Raw genomic sequence first — 25,881 nt, 5'->3', positions numbered from 1 at the left:
GCCGGCATGGCGGTCCTGATTGTTCCGCCGCTCGATCTGACGTACCCGACGCTTGGCCCTTCGGTGGCGGAGTTCATCCTTGACCGGTGCGTGTTCGGCCCCGGTTCTCTTGCGGGGCAGCCGGCGCGACTGGATGACGAGAAGCTCGCTGCTCTGTACCGCCTGTACGAGGTGTATCCGCAGGGGCATCGTCTTGCTGGACGGCGCCGGTTCCAGCGTGGAGCGATCGAGTGGCGTAAGGGCATGGCGAAGACCGAGTTCGCTGCCTGGGTAGCGTTCGCCGAGCTGCACCCCGAGGGGCCCGTTCGGTGCGATGGATTCGACGCTGACGGTGATCCTGTCGGCCGGCCGGTGGCGTTCCCGTACATCCCGATGATGGCGGTGACGGAGGAGCAGGTCTCCGAGCTGGCGTTCGGTGTGCTGAAGTACGTGGTCGAGGAAGGCCCTGACGCTGACCTTTTCGATTCTTCGCTCGAGCGGATCCTCCGGCTTGATGCGCGGGGCCGTGCTGATGGTCAGGTTGTTCCGGTGTCGAACTCGCCGGGGTCGCGTGATGGTGCCCTGACGACGTTTCAGCACTTCGACGAACCGCACCGGTTGTATCTTCCGTCGGCCAAGAACGCGCACGAGACGATGAGCGCGAACCTGACGAAGCGTCCACTGGAAGACCCGTGGGCGTTGTACACGTCCACAGCAGGGAAGCCCGGGCAGGGCAGCATCCAAGAGGATGTGCGCGCTGAGGCGGAGATGATCGACCGGGGCGAGATCGAGAACCCGGCGCTGTTCTTCTTTGCACGGTGGGCTGGCGACGAGCACGACGACCTCACGACTATCGACCAGCGGGTCGCCGCTATAGCGGACGCGACAGGTCCCGTTGGCGAGTATGGTCCGGGCCAGTTCGAGTCGATCGCGAAGCAGTGGGATCGCCCGAAGGCTGACAAGGCGTATCTCGAGCGTGTCTGGTTGAACCGGTGGCGGAAGTCGGGGTCGCAGTTCTTCGACTTCAAGAAGCTGCTGGACCTCGCCGACCCGGGGAAGACGATCCCCAAGGGCGCGTTTGTTGGCCTCGGGTTCGACGGCGCACGCTTCCGAGACGCGACAGGGCTCGTGGCGACGGACATCGCGACCGGTGTGCAGGAACTCCTGGGTCTTTGGGAGCGACCGGAAGACGACGAGGACTGGGAAGTCCCCGAGGATGAGGTCACCCAGACCCTCGAAGACGCCATGGAGCGGTTCGAGGTGTGGAAGCTGTACGGCGACCCGCCCCACTGGACGGAAACGATGGGTTCCTGGTCGGCCAAGTGGCCGGATCAGGTTGAGGAGTTCTGGACGAACAAGTACGTCCGGATGGCGTACACGCTCCGCGAGTACACCGAAGCGATCGACACCCGCAGTGTCCGCTTCGGTGGCATCGAGAATCCGGATGGCGACTTCGACCCGCACAACGACCTGATCCGACACCTCGGCAACGCTGGCGTGAAGGAACTTCGCGTGAAAGACGACGAGGGCAAGCCCCTTCTTGTCATGGCGAAGCAGGAAGGCCAGCAGGAGCTCAAGTTCGACGCCGGCATGGCTGCGGTCCTGTCGTGGAAGGCGTGTGCTGACGCGCGACGTACGGGTGCGAAGCCTAAGGCGAAGCGCAAGGCGGTGATCCGCCGTCTCAAGTAGGAAGGGAGGTCGCAGTGGCCATCGATGTCACCGAGATCAACTCTCCCGGGTGGTGGATCGTCAAGGGCGTGAAGAAGCTCAACGCCCGTCTCCCGCGGCTGCAGCGCCTGGCCGGCTACCACGATGGTGAGCCGCCCCTCCCGGTTCCGGTCGGCAGTGGCGTGTCGGATGCGTTCAAGTCGTTCCAGAAGAAGTCGTGCACGAACTTCGCCGAGCTGATCGTGGGGTCGATTCGGGAGCGTTGCGCGGTGAGGGAGATCCGCACCGCCGTGTCCGACGACCAGGTCGATGATGTCGCATGGCAGATCTGGAAGAACAACGGCCTGGACGTTGAGTTTGCCGATGTCCTGGAGAACATGCTCGCCCTGTCCGACGCGTACATGATCGTTGGGTTGGACGAGGACGGTGAGGTCGTAATCACGGGTGAGGATCCTCGCCAGGTGGTCACGTTCCACAACCCGGTCAGGCAGTCCGAGGTGCGGGCCGCGGTCAAGGTTTTCCACGATGCGGATGAGAAAAGGGACTACATCTACCTGTTCCTCCCGGGGCAGCGCCTCGAGGATGGTTCCCAGTCGAACGCGCGCCGCTGGGTCGCATATCGGGAGCGCTCCGCACCCGGTAAGTCGATCTCGTTCAGCCCCTCAGCGTACGTGTGGGATGAGGACCGTGGCGGCGCTGATGGTGAGGAGCTGAACCATCCGGTGGTTCCGGTGGTCCGGTTCCGGAATCGTCGTGGAATCGGAGAATTCGAGCCCCACACGGACGTCTTGGACCGAATCAACCACAAGACCTACAACAGCATGGTCATCGCCGCCTATCAGGCGTTCAAGCAGATGGTCATCCAGGTCGACGTGGAAGACGCGGTCGACGAGGACGGCAACGAGATCGACTCGATCCCGGACAACGTCCTCACCACAGATCCCGGGTCGTGGATTCAGCTGCCGTACAACTCGAAGGTGTTCCAGACCGCCCAGGCGGACATGCAGGGCATCCAGTCGGCGATCAAGGACGACATTCGGGAGCTCGCTGCGGTGACGCGGCGTCCGCTGGCGATGTTCGCCCCGGACAATGAGTCTGCTGCTGGTGCGCAGGCGAACAGTGAGGGCCTGATCTTCGCCACGGAGGACAAGCAGATCCGGTGCACGGCCGCTCTCGTGGACGTCATGTACCTGGCATTCCTCACGGCCGGCGACGAAGAGCGGGCCAACAAGTCCAAGATCACGATCGACTGGAAGCCTGCTTCTCGGTACACCGTCACGGACAAGGCTAACGCCTCGGCGCAAGCGTCGAAGACGCTCGCGAAGCGGACCATCATGAGGGAGATCTGGCAGTTCACTCCGGAGCAGGTCGCCCAGGCGGAGGCCGAGTCCTCTGACGAGGCACTGCTGACGGAGGAGTTGACCGGTGGCGGTAACGCGGCTTGACCTGAACTACGACGCCCAAGTCGCAGCCGTGCGCAGCAAGGTGATGTCGTACGCGTACCGGCGCTGGTCTGCGCTCTCGGCATATCGGGATGCTGACGCTGAGCGGCTGATCGCTGAGATCGTGCCTCGTGTCGAGGCAGGGCAGAAGCGGGTCGCCGAACTGACGGACGCGTACCTGTCGAGGGTCGCGGCGGAGCAGCTGGGGACAGCGATCACCCGTGGCGCCGTCGTTGACGCGTCCACGGAGGCTCTCCGTGGTGTGGACGCGGCCACGGTGTACCAGCGGCCGTTCACGACGCTGTATACGGGTCTCCGTGACGGCGACAGCCTTACAACAGCTGCGTCGAAGGGCGGCGAACGGCTCCTCGACCTGGTCTCCTCCGGTCTGCAACTGGCGAAGACCCACTCGGCACGCAAAGCGATGTCACGAACCGGTGTCGAGTTGTACCAGCGCACCCTGACCGGGCGTGAGGACTGCGCCCTCTGCGTGATCGCGTCCACCCAGCGGTATCACAAGAGCAAGCTGATGCCGATCCACCCCGGATGCGACTGCGGGATCAAGAGCTTCATCGGCGACCCTGACGAGCAGGTCATCGCCCCGGAACTGCTCGAGCAAACCCACGCAGCGGTAGAGGCGAAAGCTGGCCGGGCGGATAGCGGGGGCCGCGACGTCGGCCTCGGTAGTCCGATCAGCGACTATCTCAACGTGATCGTTACGCACGAGCACGGCGAACTCGGTCCTGTCCTTGCCTGGCGTAAGGACCACTTCACCGGCCCGTCCGAGGTCTGACCACGAACTTCCACCCTTCCTGGGTGGTGAGCCCCGACATGGGGAACCCAAACACCCGACATGGGAGACAACCAGCATGTTCACTCGAGGCGGCATCCTCATCCGAAACCCACGCCTGCGCTTCATCACCGACGAGGAGAACGCGGGTGGAGAAGGCGGTGACACCAACACTGGTGGCGACACCGGCTTCCCGGCGAACACTCCTGTCAAGGAAATGACGCCGGAGCAGCAGGCGGCCTACCACCTGCACCAGTCCCGCAAGCACGAAGGCCGCGTGAAGGCCTTCGGTGAATGGACTCCGGAGAAGATCGCCCAGCTCGAGAAGGACAACGCTGAGCTTCGGCAGAAGACCCAGACCGCGGAGCAGAACGCTCTGGACGCGGCCAGGGAAGAGGGCCGCGCGGAGATCCGCGCTCAGCTCGCAGCCGAGCGCGTGAACAACGCCCTGGCTAGGGCGCTCACCGGGCGGATCCCGGACCCGAGCGCGCTGCTTGACCTGAACCGGAGTCAGTTCGTCAAGGACGGAGCTGCTGACATCGACGCGATCAACGCGTGGGTCGATGCAAACTCGACCGAGGCGACAGCTCAGAAGAAGGGCATCGACCTCGGCCAAGGGCGACGCGGCAACAACGAGCCCGCCAAGGGCGTCGGCGCGGGGGCAGACCTCTTCGCCAACCGCAAAACCAAGAAGACCGATTCCTAGAAAGGAACACAGCCATGCCTCGTCTGAAGACTGAGAGCGTCGGCGGCGGTGACCAGTCCTGGCTCGGCTCGTCGCACGGTATCCGCAACGCGCGTACCGAGACGATCGACATCTCGACGTTCACTGCCAACACGCACTATCCGAACGGATACATCCCGTCGGGTACCCCCGTCGCCATCGTCAGTGGCCTCGCCGTCCCGTACGACGTGACCACCGGTACGACGACCGGAGCAGGCATCCTCGCCGGCTTCATCCTCACCGACCAGCCCGTTGTCGGCACCACCGACTTCGCGGCTCCCATCATCGACCACGGCCGTGTCAACGTCGCCAAGGTGCCCTACGCGAACTTCGCGAAGCCCCTGGCTGCGAAGGACGCGACCACGATCGTCTTCGCCTGAAAGGAGTGACCAGTCATGGCACTTTGGACTGACGTCATCGACCCGGCCACTCTGACCGGGTATGCGCGGGCCTCGCTCGCAGACTACGAGGCCAGCAAGGGCACCCTTGCCCAGTTCCTCCCGAACCGTGAGGTTGCCGACATCGTCGTGCGCTTCATGCAGGGGTCCACTGGTCTGGTCGACATCGCCCAGTGGCGCGCCTACGACGCCGAACCGGAGATCGGGAAGGGCCCCAGCGGCAAGCGAGTGACCCTCGAACTGCCTGCTGTCGGCCAGAACATCCCCGTGTCGGAGTATCAGCAGCTTCGGGCCCGCAACGCGGGTGACGACCAGATGCTGCAGGCCGTCCTCAACACCACGGGGCGCGTCGCTCGCGCTGTCGCGGACTCCGTCGAGCGGCTGCGCGGCATCGTCCTCGCCACCGGCAAGGCGACCATCAACCCGACCAACTTCGGTGGCAAGTTCCAGTCCGACGACGACTTCGGTCGCTCCGCGGGGCACACTGTGACTGCTGCCTCGGCATGGTCGACCGGTTCGGTGTCGCGGCTCGCTGACCTGCAGACGTGGACGGACACGTACATCGCCGACAACGGGGTCGCGCCCGGTGCTCTGCTGATGTCCACTCGTGTGCTCCGTGCCCTCGCTGCAGGGACCGAGTTCCAGACGCAGCTGATCAACGGTGGCGCCCGCCCGGCCACCCGTGCGGACGTGGACGCGATCATCGAGGGCGCCGGCCTTCCTCCGATCGTCGTCTACGACCGCCGTGTGAACGTCAACGGTGTGGCGACGAAGGTCATCCCGGACGACCGTCTCCTGCTCCTCCCCGCCCCCGTGGCGACGGACGACTGGGAGGGCACCGAGCTCGGCGCCACGTTCTGGGGTCAGACCCTCACGTCGCTCGACCCGGCGTACGGCATCGAGGACGGCGAGCAGCCCGGACTCGTCGTCGGCGCATACCGGGGCGAGAAGCCGCCGATGATCGCCGAGGTGATTTCCGACGCGATCGCGCTCCCGGTCCTCGCCAACGCGGACCTCAGCTTCTCCGCTGACGTCCTCTAAGAAGGGAACACCGTGGCCGAGCTGAAAAGCACCGTCCACGTCTACGACGAGCACGGTGTCCCCCAGATCTTCGGACCTGGGGACACCGTGCCCGCTTGGGCGCAGAAACTCATCACCAACCCCAATGCGTGGGCTGGTGAAAGCCGTCCCATCAAGGCTGCGCCGGCCGCTGACAAGCCCGCCGAGGTGAAGCCGCCGTCCGAGGTTCCGCCCAAGAGCGGACCCAGGGCGACCGTCGATGCGTGGCTCTCTTACGCCGCTGCGCATCAGGTGGCGGTCGAAGACGACGCAACTCGCAAGGACATCATCGCCGCACTCGACGCTGCTGGCGTCCCCACCGAGTAACTCAGGGAGAGAGGCTGCCATGGCTGCATTTGCTGACCCGGATGATGTCGCGGAGGTCTGGCAGCCTCTCACTCCTGAACAGGTGCTCGTTGCGAAAGCCCTTCTCGAGCAGGCGTCGCTGAAGCTGCGACTCGCTGCGCGTCGGCGTGGGCGAGACATGGACGCCATGGTCACCGCCGACGACCTCACGGCGCAGGCTGCACGCGTAGCCGTGGTGAACGCAGTGAAGCGGGTTCTGATGAACCCGGAAGCGCTACGGCAGATCAGCGAGACGACAGGCCCGTTTTCCACGTCGAAGACGATCGACTCGAGCCTGTCGAGCGGCGAACTGTACATCGAAAGCGCGGACCTTGCTGACTTGCTCCCGGGACGCAGCCCTGTGCGGTCATTCCGCGTGCGCTCAAGGATGCTCTGATGGCCGAGAACGTCACCCGTATCCGCCTTGTAGATAGCGGAGAACAAGACCGATACGGCAAGCCCGTGTACACGCAGAGCACCTCTCAGCAGGTGGCGCACGTCTTCGCCCCCGTCGTGGTGGACGATACGCGAGGCCTCGACTCCGTCACAGCTGTGGACGGAGGGACGCTGTACTTCCGACACCCGAACATGGTCGACGCAGAGCCCGACGATCGGTGGGTGATCCGCGGCGATGAGTACCAGTCCGAAGGCCGTGAAGCGGTGTGGAGGAATAGCGCCAACATTCCGATCGGCACGGTAGTCGTCGTCCGTCGAACCACCTTCACCACTGACTGAGGGGGAACTCGTGGCCAAGGGCATCAAGGTCAAGATCAACCAGGCGGCTTGGGGTAACCAGGTCATGGCCGGCCCGGAAATGCAGTCGTTCCTCCGCAACATCGGAGGGCGGGTGGCGTCGAAGCTGCCGGGTGGCTCTGTTGAGGTCACGACATCCCGCACAGTTCGTGGTGGCGGTCGTCGCGCGCGAGCGGTCGTCGCCACGAGCATCCCCATGGAGCAGGAAACGAAAACGGGTGAAGCGCTTTCGGCGCTGCAGTCGACCATCGCTTCCGCACATGAACCGAAGCGGACTCGTGCGTACAAGGTCCGTGAACGGAAGCGCCAGGAGCGGCGATCGTGAGCGGCACCATTAGCGTGATCTACGAAGCACTAACTGCGCCGGTGATCGCGAAGGTGAAGACGATCCTTTCGGAGCGGCCCGAGCCTTTTACCACGGGGGCTGCTGTCTCCAATCAGGTGATCGCTGGCAAGAGGCGCATGGTTACGATCGTCCCTGGTCCCGGCCTCGGCGCCTTCGACACTCTCGATGACACGACTCTCCGGGTGAACGTCTACGCCGACGACGAAGGCGACTGTGAAGACCTCGCCGCACTTATCCGCGCGGTCTTCGAGGCGACCGCCCCGCTGGGGATCATCGACGGCAAACCAATCACAGCTTCACGTGTCACCGCCGGTCCCGTGCCGGTGCCGAACGACACCACACAGTTTCAGCAGTACATGGTCGTGAACGTCACGCGTCGCGGCCGCGAGTTCCGCTGAACCCCTGAGCATCAACCATTCACCAGCGCCTCACGGGGCGCTCTTTTCATGTGCCCTGGGAGGCAAACATGGCAACTGGAACTCTCGATTCGGCAGAGGTCAACGTCGCCGTCACGGGCGCGTGGTACGTCGCCCCGACCGGCACCACTGGACCCACTTCGGCTTCGTCCGAGCTGCCTGACGCGTTCCACAACCTCGGCTACCTGTCCGAGGATGGGACGACTCGTACGACGGATCGGTCGACGAACGACATCAAGGCGTGGCAGCGGGGTGCGCTTGTCCGTACCGTAACCACGGATGCGTCGGTTTCGTACCAGCTCACGCTGATCCAGACCAACCGGGAAACCGTGGAGCTGTACTTCGGCACGACGGTGAACGCGGACGGCAGTTTCGATGTGGACCCTTCGTCGTCGGGTGGACGCAAGTCGTTCGTGTTCGACGTCCTGGACGGTGACGACATCATCCGGGTGTGGATGCCGGACGCGGAGATCTCCGAGGTCGGAGACCAGGTGTACTCGGGCAGCGACCCCATCGGCTACGAGATCACCATCAAGGCGTACGCATCCGCCGCGATCGACGGCGCAACCGAGCGTCGCTTCTACCCGGCCCTCGCGACAGCGAACAAGGCCTCAGCAGCGCCGGGAACGGTGTTCCCCGCCGAGGCGACCGTGACCGCGCAGGACTCCACGAACGCGGGCAAGCTCGCCGCGCTTGGCTACGTCGCGAACCCGACCACGGCCTGGACCAGCGGTCAGAAGATCACCGTCGGCAGCTACGACTTCAACTGGTCGGGCACTGCCTGGGCGGCCGGCGCGCACGCCTAACAAGACCGGGGCGGGGAGTTCGGCTCAGGGGCTCCCCGTCCCACCCTTCAACCCTGAGCAACCCACCTGAGCAAAGGAGAGCCAATCGTGGCAACCATCGACCTGACTCCGGCAAAAAAGCGGGAAGAACTGCTGATCAACTACGGCGACGTGAAGATCGGCCCGCTCCCGGGCGCCGTCCCAAGCGAGCTGCTGAGCATCATCGACTCCATCCCGAAGCCGAAGGTGATGGCTGGGCAACAGAAGGCCGCGTACGAGAACATGGTCGCCTCTGCGACCGGAACGTTCCTGTACGAGCACGTCATCCCCAAGGAGCAGCGCTCCAAGCTCGATCTAGACGACATCGGCGTCATCCTCCCGGCGTGGATGGAGTACGTCGAACTGGGAAAAGCCTAGAACTCCGCGACCTGCTCGCCCGCTACCCGGACCAGTTCGTTTTCGAACTCCGGCGGGGCGGGTTCAAGGCGGAGGACATCACTCGACGGCCGGCGGAGGCGTTGGCGTACATCAGCGTCGCCGCGACCCTCCCCGAATCCCCACTGCACGCCGCTATTCACGGGTGGAAGTACCCGCTGTCGCGTGAGGGGATGCTGCTGCTCGACCTCATGGACCTCACCGGGCGGATCCATGCCGGGAAGAAGTGGAAGCCGTTGAAGCGGCCCTGGAAGACACCCGGCGGGGAACGGTTCGGTCAGACCGAACTTCCACCGCAGGAAGCGATCGAAAAGCTGCGCCGGAACGCCGGCCGATAAGCCACCTTCGGGTGGCTTTTCTCATGTCCGAGGGAGGCCGGGATGACCGAAGCAGCCGTCGCTGAAGTAACCATCATCCCGGTCTCCAAGGGCGCGCAGGGCCAGATCGAGAAGCAGCTCGGCGGCGACGCGGCTGGCAAGGCTGTGGGCGCGAAGGTCGGCGGAGGGATTGTCGCCGGCCTCGGATCCGCACTGAAGGGCACGGCTACCGCTGCTGTGGCTACCGCTGCGGCGGGTATTGGTGCTGCGCTTGCGGGTGGTTTCGCTCGCCTGAACAACATCGACGTCGCGCGGGCGAAGCTCACCGGTCTCGGGAACGACGCGGACACCGTCAACGGGATCATGAAGAACGCCCTGAACGCGGTCCGTGGGACGGCGTTCGGACTCGGTGACGCGGCCACCGTTGCTGCGGGCGCTGTGGCGGCCGGCATCAAGCCCGGTGAGGAGCTTGAGGGTGTCCTGAAGTCCGTCGCTAACTCCGCCGCCACTGCTGGTGTCGGGCTCGACGAGATGGGGTCGATCTACAACAAGGTCGCCTCCACGGGCAAGGCTCAGAACGACGTCCTGCAGCAGGTCGCCGACCGTGGCATCCCGATCTATCAGGCGCTCGCGAAGCAGTTCGGGACGACCGCTGACGCGGTGTTCGACATGGCCTCCGCGGGCGAGATCGGGTTCGCCGACTTCCAGAAGGCGATGACAACGGCGTCCGGCACGGTCGCGCAGGAGATGGGTAAGACCATCCCGGGCGCCTTCGACAACTTCAAGGCTGCTCTTTCTCGAATCGGTGCAGGCGCCCTCGGCGGGGTGTTCCCAGAGATAGCGCCGAGCATCGTGGCGGTCACTCAGGCTATGTCTCCCCTCGAGACGCTGGCCGGCAGTTTTGGGCAGAAGCTTGGGTCGGTACTCAACCCGGCGATTCAAGCATTCACCGGTTTCATCACCGGAGCGGACGGCGGGCTGGCGTCTCTGAAGGAGAAGCTCGCCCCGCTGACCAGCATCATCGCCCCCCTCGCGGGCGCATTCGTTGCGCTTGGCGCAGGCGGCCTCGGCGGTCTGCTCGCCAAGATCCCGCTGATCGGCGGCCTAGCAGGCCCCCTGACGGCACTGTCCGGGCCGATCGGAATCGTCGCGGGTGCACTCGCTGGCCTGATCGCGGTTTCTCCGCAGTTGCAGCAGGCATTCGGTGTGGTGTTCGCGCAGCTCGGGCAAACGCTGGGCGGAGTTTTCGCGCAGTTGGCCCCGGTCATCGGAACCATCGGTTCCGCGCTTGCGGTAATGGCTCAGGCGATCGGCGGCGTGCTCGCCGATGCCCTGCTGACGGTGTCTCCGTTCCTGTCGCAGCTTGTCGGTATCCTTGGCGGCGTACTCGTGGCGGTGCTGCCGTCCGTGGTGACGCTAATCACGCAGCTGACGGGAATCTTCTCGGCCTTCGCTGGGGCACTGGTCCCGGTAATCGGGGCGGTTCTGGGGGCTCTGGTGCCGGCGCTGTCCGGCATCGCACCAGTGTTCGGGACGATCGTCTCGGCGGTGTTGCCGCTGGTGTCGATTCTGGCGTCCGCTCTGATGCCTGTTGTCCAGGCTGTCGGGCCCATCGTGGCCGGGCTTGTGTCGGCGATCACGCCGCTGATACCGGTGGTGCTGCAACTCGCGACGTCGCTGATCTCCACGCTGGTGCCGATCTTCACGCAACTGATCGCTGCCGTGGCGCCGATCATCCCGATGATCGTGAATCTCGCGACCACGTTGATCGGGATGCTGGCCCCTATCTTCGCGATGCTGGCTCCGGTCATCTCGCAGCTGATCGCAGCATTCATGCCGCTGCTGTCAGCGATCCTCACACCACTGATCGGAATCGTTGCGGCGCTGATCCCGGTGCTGCAGCCGATCTTGGACCTGTTCATTCAGCTGCTACAGCCGATCCTCGCGCTGATTCAGCCGCTGATGCAGATGCTGACGGCGATCATCCCTCCCCTCACCGCCGTGCTGACGTTCCTCGCGAACGTGATCGGAGGAGTGCTGAAGGGCGCGTTCGCCTTCCTGATCCCGATCATCCAGGCGGTCATCAGCATCATCAGCAACGTCCTCCAGCCGGTCATCAAGGGCATCACCGATGTTCTGAACGGTGTGATCACGTTCATTACGGGTGTGTTCCAGGGCAACTGGTCGAAGGCGTGGGACGGCATCGTTCAGATCTTCTCCGGAATCTGGAACGGCATCGTCGGGATCGTCACGGGCGTCATCAACTCGATCATCGACGCAGTGAACGGTGTCATCGGCGGCATCAACGGTGTGGCCGGAGCGATCAAGGACGCGACTGGCGGTGCTGTCAACCTCACGATCGGGAAAATCCCGCGTCTGGCGTCCGGCGGAATCGTCCAGGCCAATCCTGGTCAGGGCATCGTCGCGAACATCGGCGAGGGCCGCTACGACGAGGCGGTTATCCCGCTCACTCCAGCCTTCATGAGCTCGCTCACGGAGGGGCGTGAGACCCCAGGCGATCGGCCGATCGTCATGCCGGATGGCACGTTGTTCGGCTGGATCCGCGAGGTCGCGGGCGAGCAAGCACAGCTACTTATCAACAGGCAGTCGCGCACATCACGAGTCGCGCTCGAGAACCGCTGATACGCGGGCAGAGGGAGAACCCATGGCAAACCGGCTTGTCTCGGTCGATGAAAGCAACCTGTTCCCGCCTACCGTGATGGAAGCTCTCGACGGACGGTATGGGGCATATATGCCGGCCGGGTCGAATGGTGTGGTCGGTGACGGAACCACTGATGACTCGACAGCGCTGAACTCGCTGCTCACCGTGGCGGCCGCAGCTGGGTTGCCGGTGCGCCTAGACCCGAAGTCGACGGTGCTCGTCGCGGCGAATCCGATCATGGTGCCGACGGGGACGCGGCTGTACCTGAACGGGGCGCGGATTAAGAGTGCGCTGCCGAACACGGGCAGTCGCCTGGTGATCGTGCAGAACGCGACGAACGTGATCATCGATGGCGAGGGCGGGTCGATCGACGGCAACAAGGCCGCCTTCACCCCGGCGACTGAGCAGCGGCACAACGTGCACATCGTCGGCGCGACGAACGTCACTGTGCGCGACCTGCTGACCTTCAATGCGAAGGGCGACGGCATCTATGTCGGCGACCAGACTAACGGCGCCGCACGTGACGTCTACCTGGAGAATGTCGTCTCTGACCAGAACTGGCGGCAGGGCCTGAGCATCTCGCACGTGTCCGGCTTCACGGCGACGCACTGCGACTTCACGAACACGGCCGGCACCGACCCGCAGGCGGGCGTCGACATCGAGCCGAACGTCGGCAACGTCGTGTGCGAGAACATCCGATTCTTCGGCTGCACAATGAAGGGCAACGCGCACTTCGGCTTCCTCGTCGCGATCCAGACGAACCCGACGGTCAAGCAGGGCGACATCCTCCTCTGCGGCTGCGACATCGTCGGGAACGGTGCCGCGGGCGACGGTGCCGGTGGTGGCATCCGCCTGATCGGTGTGACGGACTTCACGATGCTCGGCGGCAGCGTCCGCGGCAACACGGGGCCGGGTGTCGTGATGAACGGCACGGCGGCGATGGCGAACGTGAACCTCGATGACGTCGCTATCGAGCTGAACACGCAGCACGGCATCTCGGTCGCTGTAGCGGTCGCGGCGCTGTCGATCGTCTCGTGCGCGATCCGGAGCAACAGCCAGCAGGGCTCGGGGCTGTACGACGGCATCAACATGACTCCGTCGGCCGCGATGGCGAGCCCGAAGGTGCAGGGAAACTCGGTTACTGGGTCTCACCGGTACGCCATCACGACGGGCGCGAACGTGTCTGGCCTGCAGCTGATCGGCAACGACTATTCCGGCTTCGTGACTGGCGCGACGAACCTACTCGACAGCATCTCGACCCGTGTCGAGGTCGACAGCAACTCGATCTCGTTCGGGCCGCGCGCGTTCTTCTATGGCGCGTCCGGCAGCACTAGTCCCGTCGTCAGCGTTCGGCAGGATGGGGATTCCTCTGACCGAGTGAACATCCTGGCGGATGGCCGTGTGACTCTGGGCTCGGGTGCTGCGTCGTCCGATGTGGTTCTGCAGCGGTCGTCGGCCGGGGTGTGGGGCATGACGACCGGCAACGCGTTCCGGGTCCCGTCGTTCACGACCGCGACCAGGCCGGCCGCATCTTCCATCCCGGCTGGAGGGTCTATCTACGACTCCACGCTCGGTAAGCCCATCTGGTCGACCGGCAGCCAGTGGCGGGATGCCGCGGGGACTGTGGTCTAGAGACCGTGGCCGCCTTCGATGAAGGCGACATCGTCGTCCACCTGGGATCCGAACGCGGCACCGCCGCCGCAGATCAGGGCGGCGGTCAGGACGACCGCGAGGATGCGCGGGCGTTGGGGCTGCGGGTGCTTCACCTGGTAGAACACGCGGTCAGCCTAGCGGGTAGTGGTCGCGCTCGCGAGAGAGGTACGGCATATGTCGATCAATGATCTGCGGCAGGTGTGGGGCCAGCCCGGAATCTATGCCGTCAGCGATGGCATGTTTCAAAGCCCAGGCGGATCGCGGCTCTACGACACCACCGGATTCACGGAGTCGCCTAGCGGGTCAGGGCTGTACGCCTTCAATGAGATCCCGGCCACTTCCGCCTCGCTCACCCCGCATCTGGAGGCGAACCCGTGGGTGGAGGTGTACTTCCCTCAGTTGAATCCGGCGACTGATGCGGTGACGATCTACCGGTACTCCGAGGGCCGCACGTGGCGTGTCCGTGGTGGTGTGGAGATCGCGCCTGGTGTGCCGGCGCAGGACTTCGAGGCGCCGTTCAACATCGAGTCGACGTACCGGGCTGAGATGTTCGACGCTGCTGGTCTGTCGCTCGGGTTCACGGACCCGGTCAGCATCACTCTCACTGTCCCCGAGGGGACGACAGTGGTGCATCAGCCGTTGGAGCCGAGCCTGTGGACGACGGTCACGATCGAGAACGGGTCGGGGGAGTCGATCGTCCGACCAACGCCGGAGAACAAGTACGTCGCGGAGGGCGCAGTCCTGCCGAGGCGGATCGGTCAGCGGCGTCGCGGTGTCGCAGGGCTGGCGTTGAAGCTGTTCACCACCGAGCCTGAGCAGGCGGATGCCGTGCAGGCGATGCTCGGCGACTACGAGGTGGAGCAGGTCGCGATCCTCTGCATGCGGACCACTGACCCGATCCGCATCCCTGCCACGTTCTTTTTCGGAACGGAATCGCTTGAGGAGGTCGGCCGCGACGTCCAGATGGGCGGCACGGCGGTCACGTTCCAGGGCACCGTGGATGAGGTCGAGCCGCCCTATCCGGGCCTGGTGGTGCCGCTACTGTCCTACGACGACATCGACGCTAGCTTCGCCACCTACGACGACGCCGACGCCGCGTTCGCAACTTACACGGACCGCGACCGGGCATACGACCTCGCGGGGGCCGCCGGATGAGGATCCACGACAAGGAACAACTTTCAGTTCTCAAAGGGTCGTTCAACCACCACTACGAGGCGGACATCTTCTACGGCGGTGAGCGTCGACTGGCGGGTGTGCCGATTACGAGTCCGGAGCACAAGGAGGACGGCGCCGCAGCGATCCAGCAGTCCGGGTCGTTCACGATCGTGTGGATGGACGACTTCGGTAAGTCGATCAGCCCGAGGCAGATCGGCGACACCCTGTCACCGTTCGGACCTGAAGTGCACCTGTACTCGGTGCTGACGGTGGGGAAGCGCGCCAGCGCACGAGTGAAGCTGGGCCAGTTTCCGATCACCAATGTGCCATCTGCTGTGGACCAGGAGATGGAGTTCCGGTCGGAACTGATCACCGTCGGGTCTGTGGTGGAGCTCGAGTTCAAGGAACTCACCACGAAGATCGACCGGGACCGGTTCGACGTCCCCACCGCCCCCACCGTGCTGAAATCAGTGTGGGATGAGGTTGCCCGCATCACAGGGGCTCAGATCACCCGCTCCGTTCCGGACGCGGCGATCAGTCGGGCCGTGATGTACCAGGAGAACCGTTTGGATGCGGTTGCTGATTTGCTCGACATCCTCGACGCGGTCCCGCATGTGACCGCCGATGGCACGCTGGGCGCCCGCCCCAACGCGTGGCCTGACCCGGTTGACTCGCTGCAGGACGGCGATGGGGGCTCTCTTGTGTCCGTTGGGCACGCGATGAACGCTGACGAGACGTACAACCGGATCGCGTTCCGGGGGAAGTCCGGCCAGCAGCAGATGATCCTCGCGTCCGCGGAGATCACCAGTGGGCCGCTGCGAACTAAGGAACCGGACGGGACACCGTCCCCGTTCGGTCGGGTGACCCGATTCGTCTCCTCGGACTACATCACGACCACGCAGCAGGCGCAGGACTACGTCAACCGTGAGCTTGAGCGCACGGCCGGGCTCGGTGTTGTCGTGGTGCCTGTTGTGGAGACGTTCAACCCGCTCCGCGAGCGTGGCGACGTGATCGAACTTCGCGAGCGTCGCGGGGCACGTCTCGGACGGATCCGGTCGATCAATCGCGACGACTCCATGAAGCAGTCGATGAATGTCGAGGTGATCAATGGCTAGCCAGGATCCCCTCGCTGGCGCTGTCCTCGGAGGGCTAAACCGGAAGTCAGCGGTGCGGCGTGAGGCGGGGTTCTTCAGAGGCATGGACGGCAACCGCGCGATCGTCGACTTCGGTGACGGGCGCGTACCGGCCGATATGGGGATGACGGTCCTGCCCGAGGTCAATGACTCGGTATGGATTCTCACCATCGACGGCAAAGACCCGCTGGTTATGGGGTTCACGATCCCGCGGCCAGGTGAGGGAACCGTGACGTCGATCGCGGGCACGCTGGTAACGGTTTCCACCTCGCTTGGGAAAGTGGACGCGCAATGCGGGTTCACCGTCGGGGTGGGTGACCTTGTGAAGCTCTACTGGAACGACGGCCCTTATGTCGTCGGCCCCTTGCCGTCACCGACCACGCCGGGCGAAGTCCCCAGCGCGCCAGATGGCGGCCCCAAGGAGCGGACACAGGTGTTCACCGCGACGGAGTCCGGCTCGTACCGAGGGCGTTGGTGGACGCCGCAGGTTCGTGCAGGCGACACGAATCAGGGCATATGGGCTTACGGGGCGAAAATCCCGGGCACCATTCCCGGGTCGGCGACGATCCTGTCGGTCGAGGTGTTCCAGTCCATCGTCAGCACGAATGGTGCGCCGGCGATATTTGGGCTGCACGGGTTCAGCAGTGTCAGCGGTGCTCCTGCGCCCTCGTTCGGACCTCAGCAGCCTGTGGGGATAAGTGGCGGGTTTGTCCCTCTTCCGACGTCGTGGGGGGACTCGTTGAAAGCCGGTGGCGGGTACCTCGGTGTCGGCGTCAATCACGGCGGCGACACCATCTTCAACTCTGTGGCGGCGGACGGAATGTCCGGGGCGCTGCGCATCCGATACCGGGCCTAGGAGGTACCGAATGGGTTACAGCGAAGGGACGAGCCTCAAGGGTCTCGACGTCTTCAACTCCACACCGCAGACGGTCGCTGACCTGAACCGGCTGCGGGAGCTGATCGAGCTTGTGGGCAACGTGCGCGAGGGCACGGTCGCGGAGATGAACGCGCTCGTCGCCCCGCAGAAGTACCCCGGGCTCATGTTTTTCGCCAACGACGACGGCTCAGGAGCGCTGTACGTCTGTCTGAGCAACCTGCAGTGGATGATGTTGTCGAGCGCGCGCCAGTCTGGTCAGCCGACCATGAACACCCCGTACACGCTCGGCAGTGGCGCGGGCATCTCAAACCGGTTTGTGAAGCGTGACGGCGAGGTCCGGATCAACGCGCAGATCGTGAAGAGCGCTGGCGTGATCGGTGTTGGTGAGACGGTGATGACTCTCCCGGTCGGGTTCCGTCCGTACGCGACGATGGTCACGCCGGCATGTGCGATCACGAACGGCGGGAACTTTGGCTTCATCACCTATCAGATCCAAACCAATGGGGCGGTGACTGTGCAGTGGCTGTCGTCGCAGGGTTCGTCGCCGACGGTGGCGTGGCTCGAGCACTCGTTCGAGACGGTCTAGGAGGAGCCATGAGCATTCTCGGCGTTGACCTGTCGAGCAACAACCCCGTGTTCGATTGGGCGTTGGCTTGGTCGCAGGGTGTGCGAGCGGCGTACATCAAGCTCGGCGGCGACAACATCCCCCGGTATGTGTCGTCGTCGTACCCGGTGAGGGTGGACGACGCGCGTCGGCAGGGCATGATCGTGGGTCACTACTGGGTGACCGGCGGCCATGACCCGGTGTCTGCTGCTGAGTTCTTCGTTCGCAACCTCCGCAACCCGCAACCCGGCGACTTCTTCGTCCTCGACAACGAGCACCTCGACGACGGGAACATGTATTCCGATGCGGAGGCGGCGATCTGGATCCGCACGGTTCAGGCCGCTGTGGGCGGCGATAAGCGGCGTGTGTTCCACTACGCATCTGGTTCCCCGATGAAGCAGAAGTATGCGTGGACACAGACGATCGCCACGGGGGCGCAGGCACTCGTGGCCTGGTATGACCAGACACCTCTCGAATTTCCTCGCCCGCTCGGGGACTGGCCCGAGTCGCAGATCGGCGGCCACCAGTACACCAGCAGCGCGAACCTCGGCAACGGGGGCCGCATCGACGCGAACGCGTTCAAAGACAACGCGCTCACCTTCACCAACGCACCGAGCAAACCGGAGGACGACGTGCCGAACATCTACGAGATCGTCGCAGGCAAGACAGGCGACGCCACCCACTACCTCTCCATCAACCGCGCGAGCCGCTACCCGCTGACCGCGCAGGCAGAGAAGGACTACCAGTACTGGCTGAAGAACACCCTCGGTTACACGGATGCGCAGGTTGCGGTGAAGCCGGTCGACTCGCTTGCATCGTTCGGCCCTATCGTCCGTGATGCGCCGAGTGGCAGTACCCCGGCGAGCGGGACAGTGGTGGACGTGGACGCGTTGGCTGCAGCCCTCGCCCCTCTGGTGGCGAAGAAGCTGTCGATCCCTACGTCTATCGCTTTGCAGGGTCGCCTGTCCTAGCGGTTCCCACTCTCGACCCTGAGAGGGGGACTCTCGTGCGGAAGTTCATCACATGGGGGCGGTCACCGATCCTGATTCCACGGTGGGTGCTGACCCTGAAGTACGTCATGTTCGTGTTCGTCGGCGTGACGGTGTACGTGGCGTCGTCGCCGTCGCTCGATATCACCACGTGGGAGGGGTACACGCCGTTCTGGTCGATCGCGTTGATCGTCGCGAGCCTGACGTGCATCATCGGTTCCGCGTCACCTCGTCTCGAGGTGATGGAGCGGTGGGCGGTGCTTGTGTTGTTCGCGCTGCTGATCGGGTACGCGGTCGCTCCCGTGCAGTTGGTTCTCGCGGGGGACACGGATAGGGCGGCGTACTCCATCCTGGCAATCACCCTGTCTCTGCTGCCTGGTGCGAGGGCGGCGATGCTGATTCACCGGACAGGGAGGCCGCATGTTTGAAATGGCTGCAGCCGGTGTCGATGCGAACCTTCCCGTTTACGTGTCCGGTGCGGTCGTCGTGATCGGCGCCCTCGTGACTGGTGGGTTCGCTGTGTGGAATCAGCGCGGCTCCGCGAAGGCGAGGCGCGAGCCAACCATCCCGGAGATCTGGTCTCGGCTGGAAAGCGTGGAGAAGAAGCTCGAGTACGAGCGCAGCGCCCGGATCATCGTCGAGGACACACTGCGCCGCGTGCGTGCTGTGTTCATCGACTACGTCGACCGAGTCCAACGCGGCGGCGACAACGCATTGACCCATGAGGAGCGTTCGACGCTCGAAGACACCAAGGAGAAGCTATGAGCAAGCACCTCGCAGTGCCCGAAGTCATCAACAAGGGACAGCGCGTCCTTCGCACCATCGTTCAGGTCGGTATCCCCGCGTTCCTTGGGTTCGCGCTGGTCCTGCCGGAGATCATCGAGGCTCTCGGCCTGCCGGTCGAGTCGGAGCTGCGCCTGTACCTGGTCGGTATCGCGGCCGCGGTGACTGCTGTTGCGGGTGCGCTGTCCCGTGTGATGGCGATCCCGGCTGTGAATGAGTGGCTGACGAGTATCGGCCTCGGTTCTGTCCCCAAGTCCGCTGCAACCACAACCACTGAGGAGTAACCATGTCACTGTCCCTCACCGCTGCGGCTGCGCAGTCGATGGGTTCCGCTCTCGCGACCGCGATCGGCGCGAGTTCGACCATCAAGATCTACTCCGGATCGAAGCCTGCCACCCCGGAGACGGCAGCGACGGGTACGCTCCTGGTCACTGTGCCGGTGTCGGGTTCGTTCACGTCGTCTGGTGGTGTGCTGACGGCGTCTGATCCGGCTGCGGCGAACCCGTCAGCGTCCGGCACGGCGGGGTACTTCCGTGTCGCGACGTCGGGAGGCACCGCGATCTTCGATGGCACTGTCACGGCCACTGGTGGTGGTGGGGACATGACTCTCGGGTCGACGTCGATCAACACGGGTGTGCCGGTGGATCTCGGCGTGCCGACGTTCACTGTTCCCGTCTCCTGACCTGATCCGTCCCGCCTCGGGTGCCTCAACAGGGTCGCGCCGTTGATCGCCCGAGGCGGGCCTCACGCGAGAGGCGAACGTCATGCATGCGATTCAGGTAGGGGATGCAGTCGTCGGCCCGGACGGGTCGGGCGTGGTCTCCGCTATCACCAATGGGCTGAAGCCAACGGGGTTCCGGCTTGCTGCTTTGGTCGCCACTGACAGCGGTGCCGTGTGGATGTGGCTCGATGAGCTGGTCAACGCATGACGACGTACCAGTTCCCGTCCGGGCTGCTAACTCCCGGGTCGGCATCGGATGACGGGTCGAGCGGCGGCGGCCTCAGTGTCGGCTTCCTTGTGACGGTGAGCGTGTCGGGGCTGACGGCGACTGGTGTGCGCTGGTACGCCCCTGTCGCTGGGAAGACCGCCACCCCGTACTTGTGGAGCACGACGGGGACGGTGGTCGCCACTGGCCCCTCGGTCACTCTTGCTGCGGGGTGGAACGTACTCCCGTTCACCACTCCTCTGGCGCTCACGAGTGCCACGGTCTACATCCCCGGCGTTTTCCTGCCTGCAGCGTCGGAGAACTACACGGCGGTCGCGTCTGCGTGGCCGAAGTCGACGACTCAGTTCTCTGTCGCTACGGGTACGTCGAGCCGCTTCAACTATTCGGCGACGCCCGGTCTCGCGTCGGCAACTCCGGGAACGTCGGGTGCTTGGTTCGGTGTCGACATCGTCGCAACGGACGGCGCATCGGGGAGCACCACCGGCACTGTCTTGGCGTCGCTGCCACGACTGACCAGTTCGGTCACCGGCACGCAGACTAACGTTGGGTCTGCCTCCGCGCAGGTGCCTCTCGCCACGGCTGCTATGAGCGGCACACAGAGCAACCCGGCGACGCTTTCCGCCGGCCTGCCACTGCTGACCGGGTCGGTGGCGGGGACGGCGACGAACCCGGGGAGTCTCGGCGGGACTGTTCCGCCGTTGGCGGGTGCGATCGTTGCGGCGCAGGTCAACAGTGGATATGTCGGGGGCAGGCTGCCGCTGGTCATGTCATCGATTGTTGACACGGTCACGAATCAGGGCGCCCTGAGTGCTGCTGTCCCGCGGGTGACTGGCGCTGTCGTCGGAACGCAGGTGAACACCGGAAGCCTGGCACCTACTTTGCCGCGTCTCGTCGGATCGGTGGTGGATACGGGTTCAGCGAACACGGGGACGCTCAATGCGTCCCTGCCGCGCACAGTCGGCGTCGTCGTGGGCGCATCGGTCAACGCGGCGGTCTTGAGTGCGACTGCTCCTCTCTTAGGTTCGTCTCTGGTCGGGTCATCGACCAACTCGGCCGCGCTGAGCGCTGTACTCCCGGCGCCTCAGGCATCGATGACCGCCGTCCAGGTGAACACCGGCACGCTGGCTGCTGTGCTGCCCGTGCTGCGGTTCCTGCTCGACAACGGTGTTCGACGTGACATCACGGTCACCGCATCGGGCCCGTACCGTCACTCCCTCACTGTGACGAGCGTTCACGGGTCGACGGTGACGGTTGGCCCAGCATCCCGGAATCCGATCACTGTGACAGGAGCAACCCGATGACGAATCTGCCTCGTGCTGGACGTGAGTACTTCCATTGGACGTTCAACGGTCTGCCTGATGATCACGGGCCGGTGGAGGCGTTCATCAGCGGGCAGTGGCGGCCGCTCACGATGGACGGCGCGGGGGGTCGTATCCTCCTGGCCGGCCCGGACGCTGACTCTGCAGGCGCCGTGGTCGTGTCGGCGAATCAGCAGGTGCAACTCAGGGTGACAGATACCCCGGAGGTCATCATCCGTGACGGGGGCAGCATCAGACTCGAGTAGGTCTGGCATGATCTGTTCGTGCCGTCACCGCTGCCTGAACACCTCCGCGCGATCGTGTTGCGCCTTGTTCGTCTGGGGAAGACGGACCGGGAGGTGGCGGAACTGGTCGAGTGCGACGCCGCGACTGTCGCCCGGTACCGTCGGTCGGTCGGTGTGTACTACCGGAAGCGCAGACAGCCTGAACGGACGTCAAGTAAGTACGAATGAAGCCCCTCGGCTCACCAGACGGTGGGTCGAGGGGCTTCTTCGTCGTTTCAGCGGCTCTCTACGAGCTCGCGATCCTCAACAGGTGCCGGTGTGCGTCGCTGCAGTTGCCACCGTGTGACGAACCCGATGACGCCGATGGAGAGGATGATCGAGAACACGAGTGCGGAGTCGAGGCGGGTCGCGAACGGGGCGAGGAATACGGTCGCGAACACGGCGGCGGAGATCCACAGCCGCGTCGTGGACCGGTGTCGGGTGACGAACAACCAACCTGCGAGGAGGCCGTAGCCGAGGCTGCCGAGGAGGACGCCGACGTAGCCGAAGTCGCGGTAGTAGGGCTCGAGCCAGGTGTACACGTTGGTACGGACGCCGATGTCGATGTACCCGCGGATGGCTTCTTCATGGTTGATGCCTGGGACGAACTTCAGTGGCAGGGCGAGGGTCGAGGAACCGTACGTGTCGGGCTGCCCCTCGGTTTCTTCGACCAGGCGGAGGAACGCGACCGCACCGACCGTGTAGTACTGCACGGGTGACGCCAGGCCGGTCTTCGCGATCGCCGAGGACACGGCACCGGACTTCACTTCCACGGTGGCGGTCTTCCCGAGGCTGATGCCGACGGACTGGAACGCGATCAGGCCGACGACGCCGAGGAGCATGAGGCCGCCGAGGATGCGGACACCCTTCGGTGCGACATCCCACCACTTCGCCACGGACCCGAGGAACCCGTCGCTGCGGCGGCTGGTCGTCTGCTTCGCGAGCGGGCCGGTGATGTAGAGCGCGCAGGTGAGGAGGATTGCGATGAACAGGTTGGAGCGTTGCAGCATCGCGATCATCGTCAGCAGGACGACGATGGTGAGGAGGACGCGGGGGATTGGCTTGAACGGCTTGTTCAACGCGGGCGTGTACCAGATCATCGCGAACACGAGCGGGCCCAGGTAGAGCAGGATCCGCGCCGGCAGGGGGAGGGACTCAAGGTAGGAGACCCCGTCGGCGCCCTTGCGGATGATGGTGGGCTGCAGGACGAGGTTCTCGATGCCGAACCGGGTCTGAATGTTGATCAGGTAGAACGCGAACCCGACAGCGTAAAGGCCGGCCACGGTCCAGAAGACGGGTCGGGTGGTGAGGTAGTCGGGGTTCTGCCGGAACAGCGGCCACCGCTCCTGCATTCGGCTTCGTTGGGGGCCGCGCCGTTCGAGCAGCTGCCAGATCACCACTGCGCCGACGTTGAACGCGACGAGTCCGGTGATCAGGGTGAGCCAGGGCCCCCACGACGCTGTCTTGTAGTGGACCAGTGGGGAGCCGATGACGAGCATCGCGGCAGCCCAGACGAGGTTGTGCCAGAAGGAGAGCCAGAACACGGGGCGGGCGTAGAACCGCACACCGACGGTGGTGGCGGCGAGGATCAGGATGGTGATCCCGCACCAGACGAGGTTGGACATGTGGGCCTTTGCGGGTGAGGAGTGACTGTGGAGACCCTACTAGAAAGTACGGTTCACCCGTCCGCCCCAGTTCAGGCTTCGTGACGGGGGACGGGTGGTGTTGGTGGTTGCGCGGGTCCGATCGGTTTCCCGTCGCGCCATTCGAGTAGCCAGGGTGGTTCCATGCCGTTGGCGCGGTACAGCTCGACGACCCAGTCGTCTTCTTTGGGGTAGTCGCCGCGGAATCCGTCAGCGTTGGTGCGGGTGTTGCTCATGGGTTGATCGTAGGCTCGATCCCAGCCAGAGAGACTCGCTCGGCGGCTGCCTTGACTGCTTGAGGCGAGATCGCGACGACCACCTCGTCCAGCTCTGCCTCAAACGGCAGGTCTTCGACCGGCTCCCCGTTCACCGACCTTGCCCGGATCGGGTTGTGAATCGTCTCGATGTCATAGAGGTCGATTGTTAGTCCAGCGTCGAGAGCGGCTGGGATGAGGAACTCACGTACCAGCAGGCGAAGGACTTCGTGCCGATCGGCTGGACATTCGTCGTCGTACGCGTCCCACCACCAATCACCGACTACATCCCCGTCGCCGAACCCCCACTTTGAGAGCAGGCTCGAACCGATCAACGTGAGCGGCCGGGGTGCTGTATCAGCCATGTGTCTTCCTTTCGTCGGGTGTTGCTCATGCGAACAGGGTAGAGCGCGGCCACCGACAGGGAGCCGTCGGATCAATAAGCGGAGGCCTTCGATTCTGAGCCGCCGAGCACGGTGATCTCACCTGCGTTTGCGAGACGATCCATCAGGCGGGATTGTCCCGCGGTGTGGGTGCCCACCTCTGCGATTAGGGCACCCACGAGCGCCGCCCCGAGCCCGCTCACTTCAGGGTCAGCCGACGCGGATGCTGTGAGCTGCTGAGCGCGTTGGTATGAGACCCCGAGGATGGTGCCGATGTCGCGGACCGTGACGTTCTGAGCCGCCAGAGACTGAGCGAGCCACGTTGCCACTACCGTGGCGTGGTCCTCCAGAACGGCGGCAGCCGCTCGGGAGCTGCGGATGTCGTTGAGCGCGTCCGAAATGTTGACGAGATCTCCGACCCTCTCGACGCTGGCGGTCACTTCGACTTCGTCGAGGGGCTGGTCGGTCGCGGCGGAGATGTACTCGCGGGCCATCAAGGGTGCCTCTGAGAGCCGACGCGCTTGGGTGAGCCCGTCGATCTCGGGAATGGCTACCATCCACCACTTCCCCTCACGGGTGATGGTGGCTTTGTAGGTGTTCACTGTTGTGTCTCCTCGATTGCTTTGTTGACCTGGCGGACGATGCCCGCCGAGATGATTCGGTGTCCATCCGGGACGGTGACGCTGACTTTGCCGTTGACATAGGTCGTGTGGCTTCCCGTGGTGCGGACTGCTACGAAGCCAGCGTCCTTGAGGCGCTTGGTCAGCTTGCGGGTGGTTTCCTCTTTGGCCATGACTATAGTCTAACATCACTAGACAAAACAAGTCAAGCAACACTAGACAAATCGGAGGAGTGCTGGAACTAGTCACCCCTGTCGCATTCCGTATCAGAAGCGCTACGATACCCCCATCCGGGTGTCGTGGTGTAGCGGAATTGCCACACCCGGGGGAAGGTGCCCTAACCTGTGGACGTGCCACGCCGCCGCGAATACCCGCCCGAGCCTGCACTGCAGCGCCTCCGGGAAGCCGGCGAGAAACGAGCCGAAGCCGACGCTGAACTACGCGCCGCCGTCTACGCAGCCAAAGACGCCGGCGGATCCGTCAGGGTGATCGCTGAGGAAGCCCGCATCAGCACGAACACCGTACAGGTCTGGTTGAAGCAGCGGAAGTAAACATCGGGGTAGGTGCTCGTCCGGTCGGGGAATCGTCATTCGGCCAGCGAATGCCGCAGCCACCCCAGTTCGAGTGTCACCCCTTGACGGGTTCCGCAGAATCCCGCACCGCCGTGGAGGACCAACTAGTCTGTCTGTCCGCATTCCGTGTCAAAGACGACACGTTATCTATGCTTACGATTCCCTCACCCTCCAAAGGGGGACGGGTCATCATCAAGGGGATCACAGCATGAAACAAAGCGACCAACGCGCCGAAGAAGTGAGCGCGAGAGTTCGGGGGAACGTTCTCGACGCGGCAGCGGCGGCGGGGCTCACGGGGGAGTCCGTCGTGCAGCTGACCGGATGTAGGCCGGAGGCGTTGATGGGGGAGTCGGATCTGCACTTCGAGGAACTGGTGCAGATCGCCCGACTGGTGGGGTGTTCGCCGGCCCGATTCTTCGACTGAACGGCCATGGGATACACCGGCGGATACACCAGCCGATTCGGGGTTATCATGACGAAACCCCCACTTCCTTGACGGGAGTAGGGGTTCCGGGTGGTGGCTCCGACCGGCATCGATCCGGTGACCTTTCGATTTTCAGTCGAACG

36 protein-coding genes are annotated in these 25,881 nt (G+C 64.4%); 30 read left to right on the top strand and 6 right to left on the bottom strand.

Annotated features, from left to right (window positions below; translation table 11 throughout):
- Positions 1-6 precede the first annotated feature (6 nt).
- From P5G50_RS18385 to P5G50_RS18310, 16 genes are all read left to right on the top strand, one after another.
- Positions 7-1,668 (top strand): hypothetical protein, encoded by a 1,662-nt coding sequence (locus P5G50_RS18385; protein WP_301209599.1) that lies wholly within the window; start codon positions 7-9, stop codon positions 1,666-1,668.
- Between the two features lie 14 nt (positions 1,669-1,682).
- A complete protein-coding gene (locus P5G50_RS18380; RefSeq protein WP_301209598.1) occupies positions 1,683-3,092 on the top strand; it encodes a phage portal protein in 1,410 nt (469 codons plus the stop codon).
- Entirely contained in the window at positions 3,073-3,882 is an 810-nt protein-coding gene (locus tag P5G50_RS18375) for a hypothetical protein (protein ID WP_301209597.1), read from the top strand. The genes P5G50_RS18380 and P5G50_RS18375 overlap by 20 nt, the downstream gene beginning before the upstream one ends.
- A 76-nt stretch (positions 3,883-3,958) precedes the next feature.
- Positions 3,959-4,585, top strand: a complete 627-nt coding sequence (locus tag P5G50_RS18370; protein ID WP_301209596.1) for a hypothetical protein — start codon at positions 3,959-3,961, stop codon at positions 4,583-4,585.
- Positions 4,586-4,599: 14 nt separating this feature from the next.
- On the top strand, positions 4,600-4,983 hold the full coding sequence (locus P5G50_RS18365; protein ID WP_301209595.1) for a head decoration protein: 384 nt from the start codon (positions 4,600-4,602) through the stop codon (positions 4,981-4,983).
- A gap of 15 nt (positions 4,984-4,998) precedes the next feature.
- Entirely contained in the window at positions 4,999-6,042 is a 1,044-nt protein-coding gene (locus P5G50_RS18360) for a major capsid protein (RefSeq protein ID WP_301209594.1), read from the top strand.
- Positions 6,043-6,054: 12 nt separating this feature from the next.
- Entirely contained in the window at positions 6,055-6,387 is a 333-nt protein-coding gene (locus P5G50_RS18355; RefSeq protein ID WP_301209593.1) for a hypothetical protein, read from the top strand.
- Positions 6,388-6,406: 19 nt separating this feature from the next.
- Positions 6,407-6,802, top strand: a complete 396-nt coding sequence (locus P5G50_RS18350; RefSeq protein ID WP_301209592.1) for a Gp19/Gp15/Gp42 family protein — start codon at positions 6,407-6,409, stop codon at positions 6,800-6,802.
- Positions 6,802-7,140, top strand: a complete 339-nt coding sequence (locus tag P5G50_RS18345; RefSeq protein ID WP_301209591.1) for a hypothetical protein — start codon at positions 6,802-6,804, stop codon at positions 7,138-7,140. Before P5G50_RS18350 ends, P5G50_RS18345 begins: the two co-directional genes overlap by 1 nt.
- A 10-nt stretch (positions 7,141-7,150) precedes the next feature.
- Entirely contained in the window at positions 7,151-7,483 is a 333-nt protein-coding gene (locus tag P5G50_RS18340; RefSeq protein ID WP_301209590.1) for a hypothetical protein, read from the top strand.
- Entirely contained in the window at positions 7,480-7,902 is a 423-nt protein-coding gene (locus P5G50_RS18335; protein WP_301209589.1) for a hypothetical protein, read from the top strand. The genes P5G50_RS18340 and P5G50_RS18335 overlap by 4 nt, the downstream gene beginning before the upstream one ends.
- Before the next feature lie 68 nt (positions 7,903-7,970).
- Complete coding sequence (locus tag P5G50_RS18330; protein ID WP_301209588.1) at positions 7,971-8,726, top strand: phage tail tube protein; 756 nt, start codon at positions 7,971-7,973, stop codon at positions 8,724-8,726.
- 87 nt (positions 8,727-8,813) lie between these two features.
- On the top strand, positions 8,814-9,122 hold the full coding sequence (locus tag P5G50_RS18325; protein WP_301209587.1) for a hypothetical protein: 309 nt from the start codon (positions 8,814-8,816) through the stop codon (positions 9,120-9,122).
- Positions 9,089-9,478: a hypothetical protein gene (locus P5G50_RS18320; protein ID WP_301209586.1), complete on the top strand. Its 390-nt coding sequence runs from the start codon at positions 9,089-9,091 to the stop codon at positions 9,476-9,478. Before P5G50_RS18325 ends, P5G50_RS18320 begins: the two co-directional genes overlap by 34 nt.
- Before the next feature lie 42 nt (positions 9,479-9,520).
- Complete coding sequence (locus P5G50_RS18315) at positions 9,521-12,100, top strand: phage tail protein (RefSeq protein ID WP_301209585.1); 2,580 nt, start codon at positions 9,521-9,523, stop codon at positions 12,098-12,100.
- Positions 11,997-13,751: a hypothetical protein gene (locus P5G50_RS18310; RefSeq protein WP_301209584.1), complete on the top strand. Its 1,755-nt coding sequence runs from the start codon at positions 11,997-11,999 to the stop codon at positions 13,749-13,751. Before P5G50_RS18315 ends, P5G50_RS18310 begins: the two co-directional genes overlap by 104 nt.
- Here P5G50_RS18310 and P5G50_RS18305 read toward each other — a convergent pair.
- Entirely contained in the window at positions 13,748-13,897 is a 150-nt protein-coding gene (locus P5G50_RS18305; protein WP_301209583.1) for a hypothetical protein, read from the bottom strand. The two genes, P5G50_RS18310 and P5G50_RS18305, sit on opposite strands and share 4 nt — an antisense overlap.
- A gap of 49 nt (positions 13,898-13,946) precedes the next feature.
- Between P5G50_RS18305 and P5G50_RS18300 the strand changes: the two genes are divergently transcribed.
- From P5G50_RS18300 to P5G50_RS18245, 12 genes are all read left to right on the top strand, one after another.
- Positions 13,947-14,927: a hypothetical protein gene (locus P5G50_RS18300; RefSeq protein WP_301209582.1), complete on the top strand. Its 981-nt coding sequence runs from the start codon at positions 13,947-13,949 to the stop codon at positions 14,925-14,927.
- On the top strand, positions 14,924-16,042 hold the full coding sequence (locus P5G50_RS18295) for a hypothetical protein (protein WP_301209581.1): 1,119 nt from the start codon (positions 14,924-14,926) through the stop codon (positions 16,040-16,042). The genes P5G50_RS18300 and P5G50_RS18295 overlap by 4 nt, the downstream gene beginning before the upstream one ends.
- 82 nt (positions 16,043-16,124) lie before the next feature.
- Entirely contained in the window at positions 16,125-16,916 is a 792-nt protein-coding gene (locus tag P5G50_RS18290) for a hypothetical protein (protein ID WP_301209580.1), read from the top strand.
- Positions 16,917-16,926: 10 nt separating this feature from the next.
- Positions 16,927-17,523, top strand: a complete 597-nt coding sequence (locus tag P5G50_RS18285) for a hypothetical protein (protein ID WP_301209579.1) — start codon at positions 16,927-16,929, stop codon at positions 17,521-17,523.
- Positions 17,524-17,531: 8 nt separating this feature from the next.
- Complete coding sequence (locus P5G50_RS18280; RefSeq protein WP_301209578.1) at positions 17,532-18,512, top strand: GH25 family lysozyme; 981 nt, start codon at positions 17,532-17,534, stop codon at positions 18,510-18,512.
- Between the two features lie 35 nt (positions 18,513-18,547).
- Complete coding sequence (locus P5G50_RS18275; RefSeq protein ID WP_301209577.1) at positions 18,548-18,958, top strand: hypothetical protein; 411 nt, start codon at positions 18,548-18,550, stop codon at positions 18,956-18,958.
- Entirely contained in the window at positions 18,951-19,295 is a 345-nt protein-coding gene (locus P5G50_RS18270; RefSeq protein WP_301209576.1) for a hypothetical protein, read from the top strand. The genes P5G50_RS18275 and P5G50_RS18270 overlap by 8 nt, the downstream gene beginning before the upstream one ends.
- Entirely contained in the window at positions 19,292-19,597 is a 306-nt protein-coding gene (locus P5G50_RS18265) for a hypothetical protein (protein ID WP_301209575.1), read from the top strand. Before P5G50_RS18270 ends, P5G50_RS18265 begins: the two co-directional genes overlap by 4 nt.
- Before the next feature lie 2 nt (positions 19,598-19,599).
- Entirely contained in the window at positions 19,600-19,995 is a 396-nt protein-coding gene (locus P5G50_RS18260; protein WP_301209574.1) for a hypothetical protein, read from the top strand.
- Between the two features lie 82 nt (positions 19,996-20,077).
- Positions 20,078-20,242 (top strand): hypothetical protein, encoded by a 165-nt coding sequence (locus P5G50_RS18255; protein ID WP_301209573.1) that lies wholly within the window; start codon positions 20,078-20,080, stop codon positions 20,240-20,242.
- Positions 20,239-21,561: a DUF4082 domain-containing protein gene (locus tag P5G50_RS18250; RefSeq protein ID WP_301209572.1), complete on the top strand. Its 1,323-nt coding sequence runs from the start codon at positions 20,239-20,241 to the stop codon at positions 21,559-21,561. The genes P5G50_RS18255 and P5G50_RS18250 overlap by 4 nt, the downstream gene beginning before the upstream one ends.
- Positions 21,558-21,824: a hypothetical protein gene (locus P5G50_RS18245; protein ID WP_301209571.1), complete on the top strand. Its 267-nt coding sequence runs from the start codon at positions 21,558-21,560 to the stop codon at positions 21,822-21,824. The genes P5G50_RS18250 and P5G50_RS18245 overlap by 4 nt, the downstream gene beginning before the upstream one ends.
- 254 nt (positions 21,825-22,078) lie before the next feature.
- Here P5G50_RS18245 and P5G50_RS18240 read toward each other — a convergent pair whose 3' ends face one another.
- From P5G50_RS18240 to P5G50_RS18220, 5 genes are all read right to left on the bottom strand, one after another.
- Complete coding sequence (locus P5G50_RS18240; RefSeq protein ID WP_301209570.1) at positions 22,079-23,467, bottom strand: oligosaccharide repeat unit polymerase; 1,389 nt, start codon at positions 23,465-23,467, stop codon at positions 22,079-22,081.
- Between the two features lie 71 nt (positions 23,468-23,538).
- Entirely contained in the window at positions 23,539-23,721 is a 183-nt protein-coding gene (locus tag P5G50_RS18235; protein ID WP_301209569.1) for a hypothetical protein, read from the bottom strand.
- Positions 23,718-24,104: a hypothetical protein gene (locus P5G50_RS18230; protein WP_301209568.1), complete on the bottom strand. Its 387-nt coding sequence runs from the start codon at positions 24,102-24,104 to the stop codon at positions 23,718-23,720. Before P5G50_RS18230 ends, P5G50_RS18235 begins: the two co-directional genes overlap by 4 nt.
- 71 nt (positions 24,105-24,175) lie before the next feature.
- Positions 24,176-24,724, bottom strand: coding sequence for a hypothetical protein (locus P5G50_RS18225; RefSeq protein WP_301209567.1), 549 nt, complete (start codon positions 24,722-24,724; stop codon positions 24,176-24,178).
- Positions 24,721-24,915, bottom strand: a complete 195-nt coding sequence (locus P5G50_RS18220) for a type II toxin-antitoxin system HicA family toxin (protein ID WP_301209566.1) — start codon at positions 24,913-24,915, stop codon at positions 24,721-24,723. The genes P5G50_RS18225 and P5G50_RS18220 overlap by 4 nt, the downstream gene beginning before the upstream one ends.
- A gap of 177 nt (positions 24,916-25,092) precedes the next feature.
- Here P5G50_RS18220 and P5G50_RS18215 point away from each other — a divergent pair, with 177 nt between their 5' ends.
- The gene (locus P5G50_RS18215; RefSeq protein ID WP_301209565.1) at positions 25,093-25,293 is read left to right on the top strand and encodes a hypothetical protein; all 201 of its coding nucleotides are present in this window, start codon (positions 25,093-25,095) and stop codon (positions 25,291-25,293) included.
- Positions 25,294-25,522: 229 nt separating this feature from the next.
- Positions 25,523-25,738, top strand: a complete 216-nt coding sequence (locus tag P5G50_RS18210; protein WP_301209564.1) for a hypothetical protein — start codon at positions 25,523-25,525, stop codon at positions 25,736-25,738.
- Positions 25,739-25,881 lie beyond the last annotated feature (143 nt).

It is taken from the genome of Leifsonia williamsii (assembly GCF_030433685.1).
GTDB classification, from domain to species: domain Bacteria; phylum Actinomycetota; class Actinomycetes; order Actinomycetales; family Microbacteriaceae; genus Leifsonia; species Leifsonia williamsii.
Note: the sequence above shows the minus strand (reverse complement) of the source record. Positions and strands in the feature narration are given on the sequence as shown.

What these genes read in the sequence shown, in the direction of transcription:
- P5G50_RS18210 (WP_301209564.1), top strand. Translation starts at nt 25,523, where the DNA reads ATGAAACAAAGCGACCAACGCGCCGAAGAAGTGAGCGCGAGAGTTCGG.
- P5G50_RS18250 (WP_301209572.1), top strand. Translation starts at nt 20,239, where the DNA reads ATGACGACGTACCAGTTCCCGTCCGGGCTGCTAACTCCCGGGTCGGCA.
- P5G50_RS18235 (WP_301209569.1), bottom strand. Translation starts at nt 23,721, where the DNA reads ATGAGCAACACCCGCACCAACGCTGACGGATTCCGCGGCGACTACCCC.
- P5G50_RS18285 (WP_301209579.1), top strand. Translation starts at nt 16,927, where the DNA reads ATGGGTTACAGCGAAGGGACGAGCCTCAAGGGTCTCGACGTCTTCAAC.
- P5G50_RS18280 (WP_301209578.1), top strand. Translation starts at nt 17,532, where the DNA reads ATGAGCATTCTCGGCGTTGACCTGTCGAGCAACAACCCCGTGTTCGAT.
- P5G50_RS18240 (WP_301209570.1), bottom strand. Translation starts at nt 23,467, where the DNA reads ATGTCCAACCTCGTCTGGTGCGGGATCACCATCCTGATCCTCGCCGCC.
- P5G50_RS18330 (WP_301209588.1), top strand. Translation starts at nt 7,971, where the DNA reads ATGGCAACTGGAACTCTCGATTCGGCAGAGGTCAACGTCGCCGTCACG.
- P5G50_RS18310 (WP_301209584.1), top strand. Translation starts at nt 11,997, where the DNA reads ATGGCACGTTGTTCGGCTGGATCCGCGAGGTCGCGGGCGAGCAAGCAC.
- P5G50_RS18260 (WP_301209574.1), top strand. Translation starts at nt 19,600, where the DNA reads ATGTCACTGTCCCTCACCGCTGCGGCTGCGCAGTCGATGGGTTCCGCT.
- P5G50_RS18300 (WP_301209582.1), top strand. Translation starts at nt 13,947, where the DNA reads ATGTCGATCAATGATCTGCGGCAGGTGTGGGGCCAGCCCGGAATCTAT.
- P5G50_RS18255 (WP_301209573.1), top strand. Translation starts at nt 20,078, where the DNA reads ATGCATGCGATTCAGGTAGGGGATGCAGTCGTCGGCCCGGACGGGTCG.
- P5G50_RS18295 (WP_301209581.1), top strand. Translation starts at nt 14,924, where the DNA reads ATGAGGATCCACGACAAGGAACAACTTTCAGTTCTCAAAGGGTCGTTC.
- P5G50_RS18270 (WP_301209576.1), top strand. Translation starts at nt 18,951, where the DNA reads ATGTTTGAAATGGCTGCAGCCGGTGTCGATGCGAACCTTCCCGTTTAC.
- P5G50_RS18230 (WP_301209568.1), bottom strand. Translation starts at nt 24,104, where the DNA reads ATGGCTGATACAGCACCCCGGCCGCTCACGTTGATCGGTTCGAGCCTG.
- P5G50_RS18360 (WP_301209594.1), top strand. Translation starts at nt 4,999, where the DNA reads ATGGCACTTTGGACTGACGTCATCGACCCGGCCACTCTGACCGGGTAT.
- P5G50_RS18365 (WP_301209595.1), top strand. Translation starts at nt 4,600, where the DNA reads ATGCCTCGTCTGAAGACTGAGAGCGTCGGCGGCGGTGACCAGTCCTGG.
- P5G50_RS18345 (WP_301209591.1), top strand. Translation starts at nt 6,802, where the DNA reads ATGGCCGAGAACGTCACCCGTATCCGCCTTGTAGATAGCGGAGAACAA.
- P5G50_RS18315 (WP_301209585.1), top strand. Translation starts at nt 9,521, where the DNA reads ATGACCGAAGCAGCCGTCGCTGAAGTAACCATCATCCCGGTCTCCAAG.
- P5G50_RS18350 (WP_301209592.1), top strand. Translation starts at nt 6,407, where the DNA reads ATGGCTGCATTTGCTGACCCGGATGATGTCGCGGAGGTCTGGCAGCCT.
- P5G50_RS18290 (WP_301209580.1), top strand. Translation starts at nt 16,125, where the DNA reads ATGGACGGCAACCGCGCGATCGTCGACTTCGGTGACGGGCGCGTACCG.
- P5G50_RS18370 (WP_301209596.1), top strand. Translation starts at nt 3,959, where the DNA reads ATGTTCACTCGAGGCGGCATCCTCATCCGAAACCCACGCCTGCGCTTC.
- P5G50_RS18245 (WP_301209571.1), top strand. Translation starts at nt 21,558, where the DNA reads ATGACGAATCTGCCTCGTGCTGGACGTGAGTACTTCCATTGGACGTTC.
- P5G50_RS18265 (WP_301209575.1), top strand. Translation starts at nt 19,292, where the DNA reads ATGAGCAAGCACCTCGCAGTGCCCGAAGTCATCAACAAGGGACAGCGC.
- P5G50_RS18220 (WP_301209566.1), bottom strand. Translation starts at nt 24,915, where the DNA reads ATGGCCAAAGAGGAAACCACCCGCAAGCTGACCAAGCGCCTCAAGGAC.
- P5G50_RS18385 (WP_301209599.1), top strand. Translation starts at nt 7, where the DNA reads ATGGCGGTCCTGATTGTTCCGCCGCTCGATCTGACGTACCCGACGCTT.